The organism is Spirochaetae bacterium HGW-Spirochaetae-1 (genome assembly GCA_002839375.1).
Classification (GTDB): domain Bacteria; phylum Spirochaetota; class UBA4802; order UBA4802; family UBA5550; genus PGXY01.
On sequence record PGXY01000004.1, the window covers coordinates 415257 to 435840 of the forward strand.

General features: G+C 48.3%; 18 protein-coding genes. 9 read left to right on the top strand and 9 right to left on the bottom strand.

Annotated elements, in window-relative coordinates:
• Nucleotides 1–12 precede the first annotated feature (12 nt).
• Nucleotides 13–579 (top strand): hypothetical protein, encoded by a 567-nt coding sequence (locus tag CVV44_09695; protein ID PKL39128.1) that lies wholly within the window; start codon nt 13–15, stop codon nt 577–579.
• On the opposite strand, the gene CVV44_09700 is transcribed toward CVV44_09695, so the two are convergent.
• Nucleotides 557–1489, bottom strand: coding sequence for an RluA family pseudouridine synthase (locus CVV44_09700; GenBank protein PKL39129.1), 933 nt, complete (start codon nt 1487–1489; stop codon nt 557–559). The genes CVV44_09695 and CVV44_09700 overlap by 23 nt on opposite strands.
• Nucleotides 1490–1645: 156 nt before the next feature.
• Between CVV44_09700 and CVV44_09705 the strand changes: the two genes are divergently transcribed.
• Nucleotides 1646–1867 (top strand): hypothetical protein, encoded by a 222-nt coding sequence (locus CVV44_09705; GenBank protein ID PKL39130.1) that lies wholly within the window; start codon nt 1646–1648, stop codon nt 1865–1867.
• 341 nt (nt 1868–2208) lie between these two features.
• Here CVV44_09705 and CVV44_09710 read toward each other — a convergent pair whose 3' ends face one another.
• Nucleotides 2209–4407: a hypothetical protein gene (locus CVV44_09710; protein ID PKL39131.1), complete on the bottom strand. Its 2199-nt coding sequence runs from the start codon at nt 4405–4407 to the stop codon at nt 2209–2211.
• A gap of 202 nt (nt 4408–4609) precedes the next feature.
• Here CVV44_09710 and CVV44_09715 point away from each other — a divergent pair, with 202 nt between their 5' ends.
• The 3 genes from CVV44_09715 (at nt 4610) to CVV44_09725 (ending at nt 8934) form a co-directional block, all read left to right on the top strand.
• Nucleotides 4610–5932, top strand: coding sequence for a hypothetical protein (locus CVV44_09715; GenBank protein PKL39132.1), 1323 nt, complete (start codon nt 4610–4612; stop codon nt 5930–5932).
• Nucleotides 5933–5968: 36 nt separating this feature from the next.
• On the top strand, nt 5969–6772 hold the full coding sequence (locus CVV44_09720; protein ID PKL39133.1) for a hypothetical protein: 804 nt from the start codon (nt 5969–5971) through the stop codon (nt 6770–6772).
• A 290-nt stretch (nt 6773–7062) separates the two neighbouring features.
• Complete coding sequence (locus CVV44_09725) at nt 7063–8934, top strand: hypothetical protein (GenBank protein ID PKL39134.1); 1872 nt, start codon at nt 7063–7065, stop codon at nt 8932–8934.
• On the opposite strand, the gene CVV44_09730 is transcribed toward CVV44_09725, so the two are convergent.
• Complete coding sequence (locus tag CVV44_09730; GenBank protein ID PKL39135.1) at nt 8903–9745, bottom strand: hypothetical protein; 843 nt, start codon at nt 9743–9745, stop codon at nt 8903–8905. The genes CVV44_09725 and CVV44_09730 overlap by 32 nt on opposite strands.
• Nucleotides 9742–10173 carry a hypothetical protein gene (locus tag CVV44_09735; protein ID PKL39136.1) on the bottom strand — a complete coding sequence of 144 codons (432 nt, stop codon included), beginning with the start codon at nt 10171–10173 and terminating at the stop codon, nt 9742–9744. The genes CVV44_09730 and CVV44_09735 overlap by 4 nt, the downstream gene beginning before the upstream one ends.
• Before the next feature lie 163 nt (nt 10174–10336).
• Between CVV44_09735 and CVV44_09740 the strand changes: the two genes are divergently transcribed.
• The 3 genes from CVV44_09740 (at nt 10337) to CVV44_09750 (ending at nt 12755) form a co-directional block, all read left to right on the top strand.
• On the top strand, nt 10337–12007 hold the full coding sequence (locus CVV44_09740; GenBank protein ID PKL39137.1) for a hypothetical protein: 1671 nt from the start codon (nt 10337–10339) through the stop codon (nt 12005–12007).
• 60 nt (nt 12008–12067) lie between these two features.
• Nucleotides 12068–12343 (top strand): acylphosphatase, encoded by a 276-nt coding sequence (locus CVV44_09745; GenBank protein PKL39138.1) that lies wholly within the window; start codon nt 12068–12070, stop codon nt 12341–12343.
• 82 nt (nt 12344–12425) lie between these two features.
• On the top strand, nt 12426–12755 hold the full coding sequence (locus CVV44_09750; GenBank protein ID PKL39139.1) for a hypothetical protein: 330 nt from the start codon (nt 12426–12428) through the stop codon (nt 12753–12755).
• Between the two features lie 310 nt (nt 12756–13065).
• On the opposite strand, the gene CVV44_09755 is transcribed toward CVV44_09750, so the two are convergent.
• The 5 genes from CVV44_09755 to CVV44_09775 form a co-directional block, all read right to left on the bottom strand.
• Nucleotides 13066–15204, bottom strand: a complete 2139-nt coding sequence (locus tag CVV44_09755; protein PKL39140.1) for a hypothetical protein — start codon at nt 15202–15204, stop codon at nt 13066–13068.
• On the bottom strand, nt 15201–16574 hold the full coding sequence (locus tag CVV44_09760; protein PKL39141.1) for a peptidase U34: 1374 nt from the start codon (nt 16572–16574) through the stop codon (nt 15201–15203). Before CVV44_09760 ends, CVV44_09755 begins: the two co-directional genes overlap by 4 nt.
• A gap of 19 nt (nt 16575–16593) precedes the next feature.
• A complete protein-coding gene (locus CVV44_09765; GenBank protein PKL39142.1) occupies nt 16594–18123 on the bottom strand; it encodes a hypothetical protein in 1530 nt (509 codons plus the stop codon).
• Between the two features lie 4 nt (nt 18124–18127).
• On the bottom strand, nt 18128–19357 hold the full coding sequence (locus tag CVV44_09770) for an aspartate aminotransferase family protein (protein ID PKL39143.1): 1230 nt from the start codon (nt 19355–19357) through the stop codon (nt 18128–18130).
• Nucleotides 19358–19474: 117 nt separating this feature from the next.
• Nucleotides 19475–20095 (bottom strand): MBL fold metallo-hydrolase, encoded by a 621-nt coding sequence (locus CVV44_09775; GenBank protein PKL39144.1) that lies wholly within the window; start codon nt 20093–20095, stop codon nt 19475–19477.
• A gap of 141 nt (nt 20096–20236) precedes the next feature.
• Here CVV44_09775 and CVV44_09780 point away from each other — a divergent pair, with 141 nt between their 5' ends.
• Nucleotides 20237–20551 carry a YggU family protein gene (locus tag CVV44_09780; GenBank protein ID PKL39145.1) on the top strand — a complete coding sequence of 105 codons (315 nt, stop codon included), beginning with the start codon at nt 20237–20239 and terminating at the stop codon, nt 20549–20551.
• The last annotated feature ends 33 nt before the right edge of the window (nt 20552–20584 follow it).

Sequence of the window (20584 nt, forward strand, 5' to 3'; positions counted from 1 at the left end):
ACGCAGGAGATAATGACCGGCATGCTGTCAAAACTAACCGATGCCCTGGCCCAGAAAAAGGTGGTTATCTTTTCCCTTGTGGTGACGGCTGTTCTCATTTTAATCATCAACCGTATTGATTCACGGCTGTCGGGGTCCGGTGGTCTTGAGATTCTTTTTCTCCAGATAGCCTTTACCAGCAAAGATTTCGATACGGTCCTGGCATCGTGGGGAACCGGCGGCATTGACTATTATGTCCAGACCATCTGGATCGATTATTTATATGCCCTTTCTGCGGCATTTCTCCTGTCATCGGCTACGGCCTATTTCAGGGTCCAGACAAGACTGCTTGGCGGTGAAGCTGTCAGGAAACGTGACGGCTTGATTTACATTCTGCCTCTGGTGTATGTTATGCTGGAAATGGCTGAAAACAGCCTCCATATTTTCATAATTGTGACAAAAATATTAAGAGAACCGGCGGTACTCGTTTCCTCCCTTGTTTCAATCCTGAAGTATATCTTTCTGCTGCTGGGCATTGGTGTGATGATGCGGCATTATTACAAATTCCGCGAAATGATCAAATCTCAAGGCCGCCAATAAATTCTTCCATATCCCGGGGCAGGGGCGCCACGACGCTGATAATTTTCCCCATCCGGGGATGGGGAAAATGGAGCTTCCATGCGTGGAGGGCCGATCGGGGAAATCCGAGCTTTGTCAGAAGCTCCGGCGTGTATCCCTTCTCGATGAATTCAAGGTAGTACCTTTCATCCAGGCCGTAGAGTTTGTCTCCCACAATGGGGTATCCCTGGTGAAGCAGATGAACCCGTATCTGGTGCTGGCGGCCCGTTCTCAGTGTTGCCTGTACCAGGGAATACTTGCCAAAAACGCTTATCCGTTCAAAGAGAGTCAGGGCCTCTTCGGGGGCCCCTTCATAGGCAGCGCGTCTTTTCTGTATATGGGACCGGGGGTCAGAGCCTATAGGGGTGTTGTCCATAAAGGGTCCTTCGCCAACCGTACCGTGGACCAGGGCCAGGTAGATTTTTTCCCAGGAATCCGATTTTCTATTGAGAAGAGAAACTGTTTCGGCATTTTTGGCGAAGAGTATGACCCCGGAAGTCTCTCGGTCCAGGCGATGCACCGGGAAGAGGCTCTGTCCCCTGTCCTCCTGCAGGATCATGAGAAGGGTGTTGTGGAAGAACCTGCCCGAGGGGTGTACCGGGATGTTTCCCGGTTTGTTTACGGCCAGAATATCATCATCCTCGTATAATAGCGCATAGTCACGGTCCACTTCCGGTTCGTAGATATCCCGTCCAGTGAAGGACATGAAATCCCCGCCTTTGAGCCTTTTATGATAGTTCACGACTACGCTGCCATTCAGGCTGATATTTCCGGCACCGATTTCACGCTGCCAGGCAGAACGGCTGAGATAGGTGAATCGCTCCGCCAGGTAGCGGTCAAGGCGGTATCCGTCAAAGTTCCCGGGTACGGTTGATTCGATTATTCTTTCCATGGGTCACACCTATATGCGTATTCCGTGCATAAAAATCAAGCCCTTATTGGAGAGGAGGGCTCTGTCCCCGGGCATGACTACTTTAAAAAAGTACTTTAAACCTCAGATAAAAAGCGCACAATGTCCTAAAAATAAGCCGTGGGTATTTAATCTTTCATGAAACAACAGACACGCGATATACTAAACTATATTTATCATAAAACGAACCATGGTTTTTTCGTTACCATGGATGCCCTGGAAACCGAGTTTGCCCTCACGGGCACACAGCTTCGGGCTATACTGGAAGACCTGAAGGACGAAATTCTTGTCGTGGAGCACGACGAGGGCTTCCAGGTATCACAACCGGGGATGAACTACTGTAGGACGCAGTGGGACTGATGTTCCGGCTTTGCTCAATATAGCAGAATATATACCAGCCGGGTCACACCGCCAGATCCAGAACCTTCTGTAAATCATAATTGTAGTAGCTCAGGAGATGACGGGCTATGAGGTCAGGAGAAGCGGTTTGCAGGGTGCTGTGCTTTAGCTGCTCCGTGACTATATGTATCATTTCATTTTTAACGCTGTTTGTAAGTTGCATGACATCCTCCTTGCGGGTGGTGAGAATCATTACCACAAATCTGATTGACTACTAAACAAATGTATATACATATATGTGTAGTGTCAACGATAATAAAGGAGAATAAAGAGAAATTTTCAATTGTACTATAGCCAGAGACTTATTTGTTGCCGCCCTTTTTCCACACCTTCTTCATCTCTTCAATAAGCTTTGTATTGCTCGTGCCAATCATGACAGTGTTTGATCGCCAGTCTTCGCTGTCTTTAAAATACTCCGTGGTCATACCCAGGACCTCAAAGGATGGGAGATGCTGAACTGTGCCGTCCTGCCGTACAAAGGGTCTGTCCCCCTCGGCGATGCAGAAGTAGATGCCGTTTTTAATGAGCCGATCAAATAATTCCGATTCCGTGTCCCGTTGGGAAATTGTCATGGATGTCAGCAATACCTCCGGTGCCGGGTTTTTTGATTCTTCCGCAAGGCCCTCGTAGGAGCATGCAGGGGGGAATGACAGGGTAAGCTTCAGCACGCCCGCAGTGGCCAGTTCCTTCGGGATCAGCGTACGGAATTTTTCCCGGTGCAGCAGCACCTTTTTCCCTACCAGGGTTCCATTGGCGTATATCAGGCAGGGCTGATAGGGGCGTTCCCTGAGGAGCCGGGGTGCTGCCTCCAGGTCCAGGTAACAGTCATTAGTTCCCGATGGCAAAATCATTTGGAAGGTTACCGATGTTTCGGCAATCCAGGTCCCTTTTTTATCCTGTACGCCCAGCCCATTCAATATATAAGCTTCGGCGTTACCCTGAGGGCCAAAGGTTATGGCATGGAGCACGCCGTGGACCGGCCTGCTTGCATCTAAAAGTTTAAAGATATCATAGGAGAAGAAGTGTAACATATATGCGTTGTTTTTTATGAGATATATGGTATGCGATTCCCGGTCAGCGATCATTACATCAAAGTCCTTTAAAACAGTGATTGTACCGTTCTCCACATAGGATTTGCCCAGGAAAAAGATAAGGGAGAGCGTGATGCTGTTCATGTAATACTTGTCCAGGAAGGCCAGTTCATTGTTCACCAGGGCCTTTTCCCGGGGATTGCGGATGGCGGGACGTCGATGCTTCTTGGACTCTATTACGGCATCAATTTTTTCTCCAGCGGGGACCGGAAGGGCACGGTAGCCAGGACCCGGCTGGAATTGGTCGCCGGGTATGGAATCCCTCAACGCCTCAACAGTATACCAGTATTCAATCCCCGGTTCAGCGCTATAGTCGATATAGCTTGTGGACCCTGATTCACCAATTTTCCTGAAGGGTCCCTGGGGACGGGCAGCCCTGTAGATACGGTACGTATCGTTTTCCCCGGAAGCATCCCAGGTTATAAAAACCGAAGTAGGGGAACCGCCCATGGTAGGTTCTGCTTTCCCCGTTCGGTGATGATCAGTGCCAAGAAAGCGGGACAAGTGTCCGGCCAGGGATGTCGCGGCGTCGAGAATATTATTAGCGTCTTCCACGGTCTGTGTTACGGTAAAAACAACTGTACGGGCTTCAACGGAATAAAGGAAGGCGGTAATAGTATAGACGCCCTCCTGTTCTTCCATGGCCCCGGAGAGGTAATAGTCACAGTCCACATCCGGCATTGCTTTATCATTGTCATCGTTATCGCCGCTGGTTTCTCTAGAAATGGTTATGCCGTCACTGTACACTTCGTCAAAGATGATGTCCGACTGTGATGCAATATTGTTTTCGTAGAATGCCCCTTCTCTGTAGGTGTTGGATGTGGAGAAACCGATGAGCAGGGGAGACGGATGGGCAAGGTTGGCTGGAGTAAGGGTGAAGCGAAAGATTTTATCCTTTGAAGAAGGCACGGGAGGGAAGGTGATGAGTGTAGATCCCGATTCTTCCGTGGGTGTGAAAGTCACGGGTATTGATCTGATGATTGTTCCGCCCATGGCGTTCATGAGAGAGAATACATAGGCCATTTCATCTCTCATGCCGCACGTGGAATGGAAAATTTTTATACCGCTGAGAAAATCACCTGAGGCTGTAAATGTCTGATAGCAAGGCTGGTTATTCGGCACCGGTTTAAGTATATAACCGGCATTCATGGAAATACGTGACGGTTCGATGCTTCGCTGCCGTATCGTACACCGGTAATTGCCGATCCCGTTTTTCTGTGAAATGGAAAGATTGTCATGTTTTAAGATTTGATTTTTGATAGACTCGGTTATGGTATCTACGGAGATTGAATCACGCGGTGTGGTGAATGGAAAAACCGCGATGGAGTATTTTTTTCCTGCAGTAAGTATAATATTAGCAGGGGAAAAAGTTGTTATAAGCAACCCTAGTATGAGAAGTTTTTTTATCATGGCGGTTATTTGTGATACATTTCTGTCAACGGCAATATAAAACTTTAGCCAGGGGACTCCCTACCCTGACGTCCTTTAATATTCATTATTAATTATTTTTGTAAATGATTTATTTGAAAATGATATCATTTTTTCCCACTGTACCTGTTTAATTCCGATTCAACGAAAATAGCTTGACTTCATAATTTTTACCGTTTATATAATGATACCGTTATTTATTATAAATATGGTTTCAAACAGGAAAAATATGTTTCGATATATTGTCCTAAATCTGAGATTTTATTTTAAGGATCTTTCAAAGAACATACTGAAGGCCCTTTTTTCCAGTTTTGGCATACTCTTCCTCATTTCCTTCATGGTGCTTTATCTGTCCCTGCGGCAGTCCGTTAAGGACTACATCGGCCAGAAATTATTCGGCACGCTGGATATAAATGAAATTATCATACATCCAAAAACCAAACCGGGTCATGATGTATTTGCCAGTAAGGAGAACACTTTAACCGAATCGCTGGTGGAAAGCATTCGGGGCATGAAGGAATTCAGTGATGTTTACAGCCTCACTAAAATAAATTACACAACACGCATCCGTGTCGGTATGTTCGGCTATTACCAGGTCCAGCGCGTTCCTGTTTTCGGGATTGATGCGGGATATTTCAGAAACAGGAACAGCCGCTGGAAAGAATTCATCAACCGGGAGCCGGTCCCGGTTATCATTCCTAAAATCGGGCTTCAGCTTATCAATACCTACACTGCACAGATGGGCCTTCCGCAATTGAGCGAACAGCAGCTTGTGGGATTTACCGGGAGTATCATTATATCCACTGTAAATCCCCAGGGCAAAGAGATGATGCATGAAATCCCGGGAGTTCTCCATTCGCTCTCGGGGGAAATCGATTTTCCCGGCATAGTTGTGCCGAGCACCTTTGTCTCCGAGTTCTGCCGTAAGCACCGAATGGATGAGGGATATGCAGTTAAGGGCTTTTCCTATATCCGCATGTTCGCCCGGGTAAAAGATACAAAGACCCTGCCGGATACGACGCGAAAGCTGGAGCGCATGGGTCTCCAGGTGGAATCCCAGAGCGCAATCTCTCAGAAAACAAACAAGGCCATGACAATCCTGGACGGAATGTTTTTTCTCCTGGGAGCGGTCCTGGGGCTGCTCACAATCATCTCGATTTTTAATTCCTACCTGGTTATCGTCTATAACCGCAGTTATGACATCTCCCTGAAGCGCGTCATTGGGGTCTCGAAGCTGCGTATTATTGCCGGTTTTGTTTTTGAGGCGGCCTTTATCGGCGCTATTCTCGGTGTCGTGGGATATTTTGCCGGGAGTTATCTTACTCATTTGCTTTCATCGCGGATAGCGGAGTGGATACCGGCGCTGAAGGGACTTGAACTGAAACCCGTTAAGGAGAACCTCCTGGCGTATTCAGTGGGCCTGTCCATTGTCATATCGTCCTGTTCAGCGCTGATACCGGCGATATTCGCGTCGAATAAAAATCTTTTCAGGACAATGGGAAAGTGAATTATCGACTTATTAATGCCGCGCGGAGAAATGTGAATGCTTGATATTCGGAACATCAGTATGGTATACGGTGAGCGGGAGATACTCAGGGATGTTTCCCTGAGCCTGGAGGGGAAGAGCATTGTGGCCATAACGGGGAAGTCGGGCTCCGGGAAAAGCACACTCCTGGGCATACTATCGGGGCTCCTGAAGCCCCACACCGGAACGGTTTTTTATAATGGCCAGGATATTTTCCAGTGGGGCGATTTCAAACGGGCCCGGTTCCGGAACCGCACTATGGGATTTGTTTTTCAGTTTTTCAACCTTTTTCCCGAAATGACCGCATATGAAAATATTCTTTATCCCGCTTCCCTCAACCGGAATATTTCAGTTAATGTGTATAAGGAAATCGATGCGCTGGTGGAACTGCTGGGAATCGGCAACATTATACGGCAATATCCGGCCACACTCTCGGGAGGAGAGCGGCAGCGTGTAGCCATTGCCAGGGCTGTTGTGAATAATCCCAAGATCATCCTGGCCGATGAGCCCACGGGGAACCTGGATGGGCAAACCACCCGGGATATCATCAACCTTTTCCTGCGACTTAAAGAGGAACGGGGGATAACAACAATCCTGGCCACCCATGAGAAAGAGTTTGTAAGCAAGGCCGACGCTATTTATACTATTGAAGAAGGCGAGCTGATCAAGCTGCACACAGAAAAACCTGCTGCGGGGGAAAGTCATCGTGACCGGAAAAGAACGGCAGTAATCCCGGCCGATGCCCAGAAGAAATCAGGACGACCGTTATCGGGCAGGGAAAAAACAGGGAAAGGCGCAGGGAAAAGGAAACCTGTGAAATGACCATTGATCGTATGTATTTTACCCACTCTTTGGCCATGTTTGACGCTCCATAAAGAAAGCATTGAAAATAATAATATTTTCAGTATTTTAGTACTAGTTATTTCTATATTGTAATTATAACTATGGCTTGATTGGAAATTGAAAAAACCTGGTTGCTCTTTGGTAGAGTTGATATGGTTTGATTAATAATGAAAAGAGATTATAATTGACAATAAACCTCGTGCTTAATTAGTATTAATTTTCATTTGCACTGGAGGTCATGGCAGGCTCCAAAGAATATTGTTGAGTGAATGTTTACCGTCCCTGCCAGGGTGACAAATCGTGTTAAAAAAATAATAATTATGACTGAAATTGATAAAACAAAAGAAAATATCGGTGTCGACAGGCTGGATCAATCCACCAGGAAGAAGCTGTTTGACAAGTTTGTCGATGCCGGCGGTGAAATTGTCACCGAACGGTCTAAACGCAGAAGCCTGATAATAGATCGGGATAAGCAGCAGGTATACAAGGAACGGCTTGACGAACATAATAAAAAGGCCCGCAGCGCAGTTCCCTATAGCGAGCGGCACAGGACGGGAGCAAACGGGAAGCCGATATCAGGATTGCTGTCATCGAGAAGCCCTGTCATTGAGAGCCACTTCAGCGCCTTCATGAACAGGCTGAAAATAAGGCTGCATCTTCGGTTGCTGAAGGTCGCTCGGTTCAATGGTCTTTATTTCCACCCAAAGTTTCTCGAACGCTTTAACAACACCTACAAGTCTGCCCTGATGGAAATACAGGTAATTTACCTGGATATTTTTAAAAAAAACCTTACCAATGGAGCACGTATAACGCAGCGTCTCGACAGGATCAAGCCCCTGTACTTCGAAGTGATCGAGATGATTGGCAATATCTATGATAAGATGACCACGGACCAGATAGTGGAGCATTATATTAATTTTCCCGATGTCCCAAAGAATGTCTCGGAACTGAAGGACCCTCTCATGGAAATTTACCGTCGCCTCCACCTCGTTAAACTCTATGAAAACAGCATATACAACGGTTTCATTAAAGCCCTGGAACTGCAGGAGATGGTAGAGAACAAAAAATCACAGGGATTATCGGCCCGGAAAAGAAAGGTGAAGCACGCCCTGAATGTTCTTTTTCACAAGCTCTATCCCCGATTGCACTGGCTGCTTTGTCTCTATGAGGGGCATTTTATCCAGTTTGACAGCCAGGAGATAGAAGATATTTTTTCCATCTCCGATGCTGAAAAACCGGGAAACCGCATTTTCAACAAACCGGGATATGATGATACCACGATGGGCGATGATGAAGAAGGCGTTATCGATTCCGAAGACCGGCAAAGGGAGGAAAAGAAGAGCATTCCCGACAATATTAAAAGAGGCCTTCAGCTTATGTACAGGCTGAATCTCCAGGAACTGCGCAATGTTTATGATAAAAAGGGCCTTTTCGAGCATATCAGTGATAATGACAAGGTGCTTGTTACCTTTCTTCTGTTCAGCGAATTCGACAGTGAGTATTCGTTCCTCCTGACGACAAATAAAATAAAGTTCAATGTTGAATTCACCGCTGACGGGAAATTCAATTACGGTACACGCCTTCAGCAGTTGTATGATGATATGAGAAAGCCCACGGACGGCCTGCGTGATTACGCGGCTATTTTCGCCAATTACGAGAAGATACGCAATGAAAAACCATCGAGCAACACTCAGTATATTGCTTATTCAAAACGCCTGCAGGATATTCTCAAAAAGAGAGACCAGTCAGGTAAAATGGCCCGCATGGTAGTCCGTGCCTATATGGAAAAACTGTCGGAGGAATTAAAGCCTCTGATTGAAGATATGAATACGATCCAGAAGTTTGTACTGAATCCCCAGGACCCCCTCATGCTCGATGACAATATTGAGGGAAAGAAAAAACTCCACGGGAAAAAAGTATATGAGGCAATTCAGTCCATGTATAATTACGCTTCAGCCTTTGTGAGCAGGCTTGCCCAGGGCGGGGATCTTTCCGGCAGCATCGAATACAAGGAAGGGGAACAGGAAAACATCCTCAAGTCAATGGGTGCAGAGAAGGTATCGGAACAGAACCTTGAAGAAAACCTCGATACACTCGATCCCTCCAAGTCTATTTTTGATGAGCTTGATGATATGCTCTGACCCTCACCTCCTCCATTTCCTTTAATCTTCGCTTTAATATATCTTCGCGATCTGTTCTTAAACCAGGGTCCCGGTATGGCGTGGATTTGTAGTTTTCACGAAGGGCCTGCAATTCGCCGGCGTCAAGGGGATCGACGATGGGTCCCCCCGATGCTATGGTGCCTTCCCGTTTCCTTCCCATGGACGGTCCCTTTCCCACGATGAAACCCGCGTCCAGCATGGCCATCCGAACCTGTGCAGCACTGGAATAGGTTGTCAGAACGGCAGTCCCCTTCATCAGGCCCAGGATATGACGGAAATATTCAACACTCCAGAGCTCGGGGTTCTTCGACGGTGAGAAGGGATCGTGAAATACGGCGTCAAAGGATCGGTGCTGAACCGTAAGGATGGTTTCCCTGGCATCTCCCAGGAGTACTGAAATGTTGATAGGGCCCTCCCGGGCTTCGCCGGTCATGAAGGCTTTTTTCACAAGATCAAAGTATATTTCACGTTCATCGTCGAAATGTATCTTCTCGAGGAACGGGGCGTAGGACCTGTCTTTTTCCAGCGACACGACCGACAGGGGTCTGGCCTTATGGCATTTTTTAATTTCCATCAGGAGAGCGAGTATATTGTATCCCAGTCCAAAACCAATGTCCAGGACCGACAGGGATTCACCGCCTGCGTCAAGAATCCGTGACGGGTATATGTGCTTGATCAGTGATTCTGTATAGGCACCTGATTGCGTATGCATGGCTTCATCGTATTCGCCGAAATAGAGTGTGGGAGACCCGTCGTCGGTAGTGATGATCTGAATGGAACCGGGTTTCATTTTGTCCCGTTTCCCGCAGCCTGTTTTTCCGCCTCATCGATTATATCCTTCAGGGGAAAATCAATGAAGGACTCACACCAGTCTTCTTTGCATTCAATGGCGATAATGGTTCCTTTTTCCAGTGCTTCTATAATTTTTTTTTCAACGGCACCGGCGTCAGCTAGGGCAGTGTAGGTTATCCTCAGATGACCGATAAGAAGTGCGACGGCCCGTTTTTTTCCCAGCTCCAGGACCTGCTTTCTGTGCTGTACCGAATCCTTTTCCAGATCCTCATCGACTGCGGTTTCCCGTACGCATACACGCAGTGTATCGCCTTTCACGCCTTCGTAACGCCGGGCGTTTCGCAGGTCCTTCCCGGAACATGCAAACATGGTCATGACGATGATCATTAATAGCGGGATGCAGGCACCGTGATAACTTTTATCCATGAGTATACTTCCTTCTGATTTTGCATTGATCAGTATTCATATCCAATAATGCACAGTTGGCCCGATTCCTTCAACCTATAATTTCGTTTGACAAATAATATTATTGACCGTATCTATTAAGAAGTGATTACGGGAATTATACAGAAACAAAAGGAGCCCTGGAATGAGCATGCCTGTCATTAAGGAGATTACGATCGACAACCCCCATGCAATTAAAAAAATGGGCACCTCGGGATTACGGGAAACCCAGGATGTATATAATCGCCCTCTTTTTCTTGAACAATTTACACAGGGCATAGCCTCATATTTTCGGGAACTGACGGATTCACATACTGTTTCGGAAAAGAATGACACATTGCTGCTGGGAGGTGATCCCAGGAAGGGGAACAGCGGTAGAATCAGGACCATGGCATCGATTCTCGCTGCTAATGGTTTCAGGGTTATTATCGCCGAAAATGGCATTGCCAGTACGCCTGCCATGTCTCATGGGATCAGAAGCCTGAAGACCGCCGGTGGGATTATACTCACGGCCAGCCATAATCCTTTTACCGATGTGGGAATCAAAGTCAACAATGCCGGCGGAGCGCCTGCCCTGGACGATACTGTGGATCGGATACACCAATTCCAGAACCGGTGCGACCGGTTTCTCACCACCGATTACGACGCTGCAGAGGCAATGGGCCTCATAAGCAGGGTGAATATCATCGCCATGTATGCCGATCTGCTCGACGGTATATTCGGTTTTACCGAAATGCGGAAAATGATTGCCGAAAGGGGAATTCGTGGGGCCTTCGATGCCATGCATGGTGCTGCCGGGCCATTTGCAAGGGAGGTTTTCATCAACCGTCTCGGCATGGACACTGTTATACTCCGCGAGGAGCCGCGCGAAGACCTGGGCGGCTGTGATGAGAAAGGGGAGCCGCTTCATCCCGAACCTGATTTTGATTACATTGAAAGGCTTATCGAAATGAACAATACGGGTCAGTTTGATATAGTCTCGGCATGGGATTCCGACGTGGACCGCCGGCTCGACGGAGGCAGGGGATTTTTTGTGGAGTCGGCCGACGAATTTGCCCTGTTTGCCCGGTATGGTGATCTCATCGGGCTTGACAGGCTTTTCGACGGCACTATGTATTTCTGCCGGTCCACGGTTACTGCCGGCAGTGTGGATAAAATGGAAGCCTGGCTCACGGAAAAATATAAGCCAATGCCGGTGAAGATTGTGGAAACACCCACGGGATTCAAGTGGATAGCGGAACTGGGTAACTGGGGAGTTGAGGAGAGCAATGGTGTGGGCAATCCCTTCCTGCGTGAGAAGGACGGCATTTTCTCCACGGTATTTTTATTGAAAATCATTCTCCATACGGGGAAAAATCCCCGTGAGCTCATGGAAGATATCTGGAAGGATTTCGGCAGGGTCTATTTTACACGCGGAGAGGTGTCCGGTTCTGACATGTCTGAAATGGAGCAGCTGAAGAATATTTTTAATGGAAGTCCGGGACAGGCCGGTGAAAGGTTCGGTGATCTCATATTGAATACGGCCTGCTCCTGGGATTACCGGCATCCCGTGACCGGCGAGTTGGCGTCATTGAACGGGGCCTGGGTGCTGGAGTTCAGCGAGGGGAATACGGTAAAGGCTCGCTTTTCCGGTACCGGATCAGGGGGGTATACGCTGCGGGTATACTGTTCCAAGTATGACCGACGCTATTCCCTTCCCAAGGCAGCTATTACCGGTCCCATGAAAAAGGCCTTCAACGAGTTCCTTGTCAGGAATGGATTCCGGGGTCAGAGCAGGAAATATACCGATGCAAATCAGCCCGATGTATATCGGTGAAGCAGAAAGTATCCCCCTGGCACCAGGGGAGAACTGTATATATATTACCAGGAGCCCGATATGGCAAGGCGTCTTATTCTTCACGGCCGGGTCCAGGGTGTCTGCTGCCGTCAGTATTGCAGCACCTATGCCCGGAACATGGGACTCAGTGGCGCGGCCACGAACCTTTACGATGGGACCGTGGAAGTGCTGCTCGACACTGATGATGGGATAGCGATTGAACGATATATAAGTGCACTCGAAAGCAATCCGCGGCGGGTACAATTTTACGGTATGATTGAATCCATTGACAGCGTCGATTACACCGGTGCAGTTCGCGGGGATTACCGGTTCTAGTGTCATGAGTTTAATTTTTTGTTGACTTGACCCGGAATATTCTATAAGAACGTATCTAACGATATAATCAGGGAGAGGAGCAATGATAGAAATAAATGACAGAGGATCGGGCGTATTTGTCGTGAAGATAGTGATGACGGAAGTTCATACCCTTGATGTTCCGGATTTAAAGGAAAAGCTGCAGCAGGCAATTATCAATAATGATATTAAAAAACTCGTGCTTAATCTTGTCGATGTTAAAATGATCACCAGTTCGGGAATCGGTATTTTTCTTAATATAAATCAAAGTCTGAAGTCGCAATTAAGACTGGCCTCGGCCAATGAGGAAGTAAAAAAAGTCCTGGAGCTTACCAAGGTAACATCGGTTATTAAATTATTCGATACTATTGATGCAGCATTGAGCAGTTTTTAATAAAGCGCGCTTTATCTGCTGTACATTAAACGGCATAATCACCAACACCCCTGTCTCCGCACAGGGGTGTTTTTTTACCTGTATTTTAATTTTAAATTTTAAAAAGAATAAAAATTTTTGACTTTTATTCCGTTATCATTATATTTCAATTATAAATGTTTTACACGGTTTCTACAACATTTATGTTTCTTTAACTACACCCCGAGGGGTGAGTCGAGTACGGTACTGTGTGTACCCAAAGTTGTACGTGTAAGAATAACACGAGAAGATGAGAAAGGGGGAAACTTTCCTGAAAGGTTTCCCCCTTTCTCTATTTTGTAAGGCCGGCTATTTCCTCCGAGTCCGAAATGCCCTGCAGATTCCCTATCTGTGACTGCAGTTTTCCGAAAACGTCAAAAAGGGCGTCGGCGTTTGTAATTACTTCATACATGATGGAGGTCATGTTATCCAGGGCCCTGGAAACTTCTGAAATGGTTGTGCTCTGTTCCCGGGTGGAATTTGTTATTTCGCCGGACTGAACGGCAATTGATTCCATGTTTCGCTGAATATTATCTGTAAGCTTCTCCTGGGACAGGCATAGTTCAAGAATCAGGCTGATGGCGCTTCCCACATTATGAACGGATTTTTCTACATCATTGATCGATTGCGATGATGACAGGACTACCCGGGTTTCCTCCTCTATATCATGCAGGGTTTCATTGGTGATATTCTGAATCGATTTGGCCTGCTGGATGGCGCGATCGGCCAGCTTTCCGATCTCCTGGGCGACAACGGCAAAGCCCCTGCCGTGCTCTCCGGCCCTGGCCGCTTCTATTGCAGCGTTGAGCGAAAGAAGATTGGTCTGTTCCGAAATATCATTGATCATTTCGGTGATTTCCCGTATTGCGCCTGAAGAACTTTTAATCTTGTTCATACCCTCGACTATTTTATTGAGGCTTTCCCTGCTCTCTCCGGTCTGTTCTCTGCTCCTGTCGGAAAGATCCAGGGCATTCCGCGCGGCGCCCGTAATTTTATTTATTGATTCCACATACTGGAGTATCAGGTCCTTGATGCTGATAATGTTTTCATCCTGCTGTGTGGTGCTGGCCGCAACGGACTCAAAGGAAGCGGTCACCTCCTCTATGGCAGCACCCGTCTCCTCCAGGCTTGCTCCCTGGGAATCCATTCGTTTCGTCAGTGTCTGTGTTGTTTTGTCCAGTTCGCCGGAATTATGTGAAAGTTCAGTGACGGCATGGCGGATGTTATTGAGAATACTGTTCAGGCTGGCATTCTTTTTCTCCACCTCCATACCGGCCGCTGTAAGTTGCCGTGCCGTATTGATTGATTGAAACCCCAGGATCGTGCCGAAAGCGATAATTATGGCCGTATACCCCAGGGGAATGTAAAAGAAATCATAGGATATTATATTGGTGAGAGCCAGAATATCATGAAGCAGGAGCAGCATGAATATGATGTAGGCCGCGAAGATTATGCGCGCTTCTCTTTTTACACGAATGGATTTCAGTATGACATATCCCCATATAACCTGAGCGATTATACCCAGTGCTCCTATGATGTCGGAACGCCAGCCCGTTACGGGATCGTTCTCCGTTCCGGTCAGGCTGAGCAGGGAACCGGCGCAGACACAGCATATGATGACGATGCGGATCTTTTTATATCTAACATTAAACAGGCTTTCCAGGAAAAAGTATATCCAGCCTATCTCCACTGCCAGGAGAAAATAGTTCAGGTTTTCCTTTATGTTATAGGATATGCCGAAATTGGGAATGTAATAATGCAGGGTCAGGATCGACCAGAGAAATGAAACGCCGGTGTAATGAAGCGATACTTTGTCCGTCCGGTTATTGAAAAACTGGAAAAGCGTAGAGAAACCCATGAGGAGAGTTATGAAGCCCGTAGCCATTGGGACATACTGCGCCATGAATTTTTTCCAGAATGAATCGATGCGGACCTGCCGTGATTGTGCTATATAGGGTCTTCCGTTGACGAGGGCCTTCTGATTGGCATAGATGCGGATGGCGATGATATTATTTTCTTTGAACCGGATTATTCCCTGCGGGATATGATATACCCTGTCCATGTTCCATTCTGAAAAAAAATCAGGATGTTCGGAACCGCTTGTGCCGATGATCTCGCCGTTGAACCAGACTGTATCGGCATCCCATATTTTCCCCGCGTAAAGGGACAGGTCCTTGTTCCTGAAGTCTTCGGGGATGGTGATACTTTTTCTTATCCAAAGCACCTGCCGCTTTTTTTCCCGTGACAGCATGGCGGGAAGATCGATAACGGTCCATGATGAATCATCATAATCAATGGTGCCGTTTTGGCCGTTGTCATCCATGGAGAGACGCCAGCCCGTTTCAAGCGGTAGCGTGATACCGGTACTACAGGAAACAGCTATGACGGCCAAAAAGAAAATCAAAGTGACGGTGCTTTTTCTATGTTTCATGGCAGGAACCTGGCCTTGCGGTTTATTCTACCCCAGTGGAGACGAAAGAGAAGCGGGGCATTTATTTTCTTTATGGCCTTGTACCTTTCCTTCACATTCCGGGCCATGCGAGCATGCTCAGAAAGGAGCTTTTCCGTAAGATCGGCGCATTTCCTGTGAAACCTCTGGCTGTCTTTTCCGTTCTGCTCTTCTTCCATCAGGGCCGTCATATCCTTCTCCAGGGCGTCTCTTCCGGCCTGAAGCGACGGGGCCAGTTCGGGGTAATTCATGAGGACCCGGCGGTGGATATCCTCGCCGGTCCACCAGAGTGTTGCCGGATCATAGTGACGGCCCGCTGAACCGTAGATATCCATGCCCTGATCACTTTGGGAAGAAAAATGGTTTTCCACATATGCCTCACCCGGCGCGGGAAAGGCATGGGGTTTGAAAAGACTCACACAGGGTGCCGAAGTTCCCGTGAAGTAAATAAGCGGGTGCTGTCCGTCCCTGAGCACGGCCACCATGGAGCCTGTTGACTGGTAGGCTATAAATCCTCCGCCGTGCATGCATATGCGCTCCATGTGTTTTTTCCCCGGCATGAAGGGCTCCGGCGCGTTATGGTCGCGAAGATAGCGCATCATGTCCAGGGCCGTGATGCTCTTTTCTCCCGCCGAGAGCAGACCGGTGCTGCAGTTGTGCCGGATGTGTCCCCGGCCGAAATGGGTGAATATCGTATCGCTGAAGTCCCTGCTGAAATTGAGCCGCTCATTTTTGCCGGTATATCCCTTTTTCCTGGCATAATCTTCCAGGCCCGGCGAGGTTTTTGTAAAATCATCCTCGATGGAAAGACTGTTGGAAATGCTCGCCGTGGTGATGACCTTTTTTAGCACCCAGAGCCTGTCGGCCGTTTCCAGTACATAGGCATCGCGGGGATCGGCTATGATGTATGAGTTGTGGTAATAGAGCTTCCCTTCCATGGCGCAGTTTCCCCCCTGGCCGTGCTGACTGATCAGGGAAAGAATAACTTCATAGGCCTCCTTGGCCGTTGTAGCGCGTTCCAGGGCCAGCCTGAGTAGATCCATGCCCGTAAGGCCCGTTTTGGCATAGGGCTCTTTGCTGTACACCGCCTCATTGCCTATGGCTACACCGTGTTCATTCACTCCCATCTCGGCACCGGGCATCCAGAAGGGACGGGACAGGAACACGGCATAGGTGTGACGGACCTGCGGTATCTGTATGTAGGTGTATTGCGCGACAGTGCCATGGTTGTGGGTCCGCGCAGGAATATAGGTGATGTTCTGCGCTTCGTTGGGTTCCCTGTCGGAGTTTTTTCCCAGTATCATTTCTCCCCGGGCCGTTACCGATGGCGTGGCAATAAGTGTATCACACATTCCAGTCCTCCTGCTGTTTTCAGCGTTCTACTTTTCCCGGTAGTCTCAGATTATAGCGTTTTCTCAGAATTTTTTCAATGAAAAATTTATCGATTCGGCGGGCCGTCTGATAGAATCTCCAGATATTCGCGTCACGTGAATAATAGGTATCAATTTCTTTCCGGGTAAGTTCCGGCCCCATATTTTTCTCCCTGATGAATTCATTAGCAAGATCTATGTAATCATCGATGAGGTCGGAGCGCTGTTCCTTGTGGAGATTGCCGATGAGATCGATGAGCACGGAGCGCAGATCATAATAGCGGTCCACCACTTCCTGGAGGAAGAGTTTTTTCAGGAGATAGCGCAGGAAAGACGGGGCGTTCTTGATGAAGAGCTCCACATTGAGCTGTTCCACTCCATTGATACGTATGAGGGGAGAACTTGTATCAACATAGAAAAGATCATCGTCGGCCGAGATACTTCCCCTGCTTTTTTTGCCGGGAATATGGACCCAGTTTGAGAGCTGTCCGTCAAAGCCGATACGAACGGTTCCTTCTGAATGGTTGAAGGAATGGAGAAGCCCGAATTTTGTCAACAGCAGCCTGAAAAGCGTGATGGCTTCCCCGTGGTCCAGATTTCTGATAAGGTGGTGACAGACCCGCGAGGGATCGATCCTTTTCTGGCCGGCGTACACCATGTACTGGTCCTTAAAGGGGAAGCAGGCGATCCTCTGTTCCGGTACGTCAATGCCCACTTCTTCAACAATGATGCGGCGGTATTCCTGGTAGAGTTTTTCAAAGGACAGTGCCTCCTCCAGGGAAGGGAAAGGAGGCATTTTTTTCCATATCCATTCCTGGTCCTTAGGCGGCAGATGCCGGTTTCCCGAATCGAGAAAACCGCCCTTAGATATCTCCATTACCGTTGATATCTCCCCGTAGCCGATGATGGAGAGATTTGACTGCTCATGATAAAGGGGCCGCAGGTCCCGGATAAAACGTTTATACAGCGCCGTATCACGGCTCAGGTTCAGTTTTATTTCATCGAAATTAACGATGATATGTTCCAAAGTCACGGCCTGTTCGTCGCGAAGCCCGAGGTTCCGGGCCGCCATTTCGTCAATGATCCGCATGACGGGGATATACTTTTCCAGGTAGGGAACCTGACGGCTTATGATAGATCTCATCGATTCACCATCACCTAACAGCAGCGCGTATAGATTGTTTCGTGCACCCGTGCTGTCGATCCTTTCCGAAAGGAAGGCCTGGAATTCATCATGGTCCAGGTCCAGTATACGCCGGTCAAGATCCAGGATTGTCCGGGCCTCGCCATGCTGGCCGAAAAGGCCGATGAGGATATCCAGGGCCCGCGGTGACAGGGAAGACAGGTCGGGGGGAATGAATGGCTTATGCCCGGCACGGTCCTGGAGAAACCTGTTCTTTAACCGGCGGATTTCTCCGTTGACGCCGGCCAGTTTCATGAAGCGCAGGCGTTTTTCCTTCAGTCCGTAGACGTCTGCCATATCCTTAAACAATTCCAGGCAGGAAGAATATGAGCTTTTGGTTGTATTCATGGCCTTAACCCGATACCGTTTTTAAAGCTGACTCGATCCTTTTCAACAGGAAAGCCGCATCTTTTTCCTTCATGATGAGAGGAGGAAGAAACTGCAGCACGCGGGGATCGTTGCCTGAATAGACAAGATAAATACCCCTGTCGAAAAGAAGTTTGAGCATGAACAGGGACGTGATTTCATCCTTGAAGGCCAGTCCCATCATGAGTCCCAGTCCCCGCACGGAAAGTCCGGGACGGGGATATTTCCGTGAGAGTTTCCCCAGTTCCTTCTTCAGCATGGCCCCTATATCCTTCACATTCTTCAGGAAGCCGGGCTCACGGGATATTCTCAGCGTCTCCAGGGCTGCAAAGCAGCCTACCTCGCTCCCGCCGAAGGTGGATATATGTATGAAGGGGTCGTCTTTGAAAAATGAGGCCAGGGTGCTTCTGAAGATGGTGGCACTCATGGGATAGATACCCCCGCTCATGCCCTTGCCCAGGACAACGATGTCGGGCACTACCCTGAAATGTTCGAAACCCCAGAGTTTCCCTGTTCGGCCGAAGCCGGTCTGGACTTCGTCGAGAATGAGAAGGGCGCCCTGGTTTTGGCATATTTCTTTTACTTTCCGGAAATAATTATTTTCAGCGACGGCAATACCCATGGTGGCCGGAATGGTTTCCAGGATCACTGCCGCAGTTTTCTGCGTAACGGCTTTTTCCATGGCGGTAGTATCATCAAAGGGGACCTGGCTGAAGCCCGGGGCCATGGGGCGGAATTTTTCACGGTATTTTTTATCGCCCGCTGCAAGGGCGAATCCCGTGTGGCCGTGGTATCCGCCCCTGGCTGAAACGATCCCGCCGCGGCCCGTGACGCCACGGGCAAGTTTTATGGCCAGGTCAACGGCCTCGCCGCCGCTCACACCGTAGACTACCTGATCGAGGCCCCGGGGCAGTGATTCGGCCAGGGCCCGGGCAAGCATGGTTTTGGGTTCGCTGATAAGATGGTGGTTGCCGATATCGTAGGTTTTCAGTCCCGTCGTGAGTGCCTTAATGATGGCGTGATTGCGATGTCCCAGGTTGAAGACACCGCCGTTGCAATGGCAGTTAAAATATTTTTTCCCTTCGCGGTCCTGGAGATAGCAGCCGCTTCTTTTGCGGGGAACAAGCAGGAGACCGTATTTCCTGTAAAGGTCAACTTTTCCCGGAGATATGTGCCGGGCGTAATCGTCGATAATTATTTCTTTTTCCCCTTTCATCGTCCCCTCCGCAGCATGATTCGAAATTGGTAAAAAAGGAATCGTTGCATAAGCCGGAAAATGAGAGTATTCAGTCTACTCCGGGACCGGGGAAAATTCAAACCTTTTGTCGGGGAATCAATTAAAAAAAGGATTCATCGTTTTTTCCCTGCCGATGGTGGTTTCCGGGCCGTGACCCGGCAACACCCTGATATCATCGGGGAGTGTGAAGAGTTTTTCTTTTATGGATGATATCAGTTCAACATAATCCCCTCCGGGAAGATCGGTCCTGCCTATGGAAAAGTTAAAAAGTGCATCGCCGCTGAAGACCACGCTGTCGATCTGTATGGATACGGACCCGCGGGAATGTCCTGGCGTGTACAGAAGTTCCAGGGTAAGTCCGGCTACGGTTATGTTTCCTTCCGTGGGAAGGTTTGCGTCGGGAACGGGAACGCCCGGGTCCGGTACGCCGAACATGCGCGCCTGAACAGGAATGGTTTCAAGGAGGGGTTTATCCAGTTCATTAACCATGAAGGGAACGGGGTATTTCTTTTTTATGGCATTGACGCCCTCGACATGATCGATATGGCCGTGCGTGGCGATGATAGCTTCCAGGTTCAGCTTGTCGCTGCGGATTTTCTCCAGCAGCGGGTTTACCTCAAAACCGGGATCGAGAATGAAGCAGGCCGATGTTTCCTTGTTAATGACAAGGTATGAATTGACCATGAACGGGCCGTTTTCATATATTAATATTTCCATTGTAGTTCTCCGTGGGATTGATGTATTTCGTGAAATCCTTTACAGCTCATGCAGCTTTTACTTCAAGGTAAACGAGTCGCATGATTATTGTTTTTAATATCAGGCACTTACGGTATATGTGTCAAATATTATTTGACACATATGATCACGGGCGGCAGGAATAGTTACGGGAAGGACCGTATTGTGGAAAAGAAAGAAACCATCCTTGATATCACCGTTTCGCCCAAATCATCGAGAACGCAGATCGTTCTTTGTGATGATAACGTCATAAAGGTCTATCTGAATTCACCGCCCGTGGACGGCGCCGCCAATGAGGAATGCGTTCGTATTTTCGCCAAAACACTCCACGTCCCAAAATCCTCCGTTGTTATCGTGAAAGGACATAAAAGCCGGAAAAAACGCCTGCTTATCGTCGATATGACCACCGACGAGGTGTTCCGGAAACTACGCTCCTGACCGTCGGCGATAACGGTTCCAGTATGGACAGAG

Coding starts and splice junctions, on each gene's coding strand:
- CVV44_09695 (PKL39128.1), top strand. CDS start 13: ATGACCGGCATGCTGTCAAAACTAACCGATGCCCTGGCCCAGAAAAAG.
- CVV44_09700 (PKL39129.1), bottom strand. CDS start 1,489: ATGGAAAGAATAATCGAATCAACCGTACCCGGGAACTTTGACGGATAC.
- CVV44_09705 (PKL39130.1), top strand. CDS start 1,646: ATGAAACAACAGACACGCGATATACTAAACTATATTTATCATAAAACG.
- CVV44_09710 (PKL39131.1), bottom strand. CDS start 4,407: ATGATAAAAAAACTTCTCATACTAGGGTTGCTTATAACAACTTTTTCC.
- CVV44_09715 (PKL39132.1), top strand. CDS start 4,610: ATGATACCGTTATTTATTATAAATATGGTTTCAAACAGGAAAAATATG.
- CVV44_09720 (PKL39133.1), top strand. CDS start 5,969: ATGCTTGATATTCGGAACATCAGTATGGTATACGGTGAGCGGGAGATA.
- CVV44_09725 (PKL39134.1), top strand. CDS start 7,063: ATGTTTACCGTCCCTGCCAGGGTGACAAATCGTGTTAAAAAAATAATA.
- CVV44_09730 (PKL39135.1), bottom strand. CDS start 9,745: ATGAAACCCGGTTCCATTCAGATCATCACTACCGACGACGGGTCTCCC.
- CVV44_09735 (PKL39136.1), bottom strand. CDS start 10,173: ATGGATAAAAGTTATCACGGTGCCTGCATCCCGCTATTAATGATCATC.
- CVV44_09740 (PKL39137.1), top strand. CDS start 10,337: ATGAGCATGCCTGTCATTAAGGAGATTACGATCGACAACCCCCATGCA.
- CVV44_09745 (PKL39138.1), top strand. CDS start 12,068: ATGGCAAGGCGTCTTATTCTTCACGGCCGGGTCCAGGGTGTCTGCTGC.
- CVV44_09750 (PKL39139.1), top strand. CDS start 12,426: ATGATAGAAATAAATGACAGAGGATCGGGCGTATTTGTCGTGAAGATA.
- CVV44_09755 (PKL39140.1), bottom strand. CDS start 15,204: ATGAAACATAGAAAAAGCACCGTCACTTTGATTTTCTTTTTGGCCGTC.
- CVV44_09760 (PKL39141.1), bottom strand. CDS start 16,574: ATGTGTGATACACTTATTGCCACGCCATCGGTAACGGCCCGGGGAGAA.
- CVV44_09765 (PKL39142.1), bottom strand. CDS start 18,123: ATGAATACAACCAAAAGCTCATATTCTTCCTGCCTGGAATTGTTTAAG.
- CVV44_09770 (PKL39143.1), bottom strand. CDS start 19,357: ATGAAAGGGGAAAAAGAAATAATTATCGACGATTACGCCCGGCACATA.
- CVV44_09775 (PKL39144.1), bottom strand. CDS start 20,095: ATGGAAATATTAATATATGAAAACGGCCCGTTCATGGTCAATTCATAC.
- CVV44_09780 (PKL39145.1), top strand. CDS start 20,237: ATGATCACGGGCGGCAGGAATAGTTACGGGAAGGACCGTATTGTGGAA.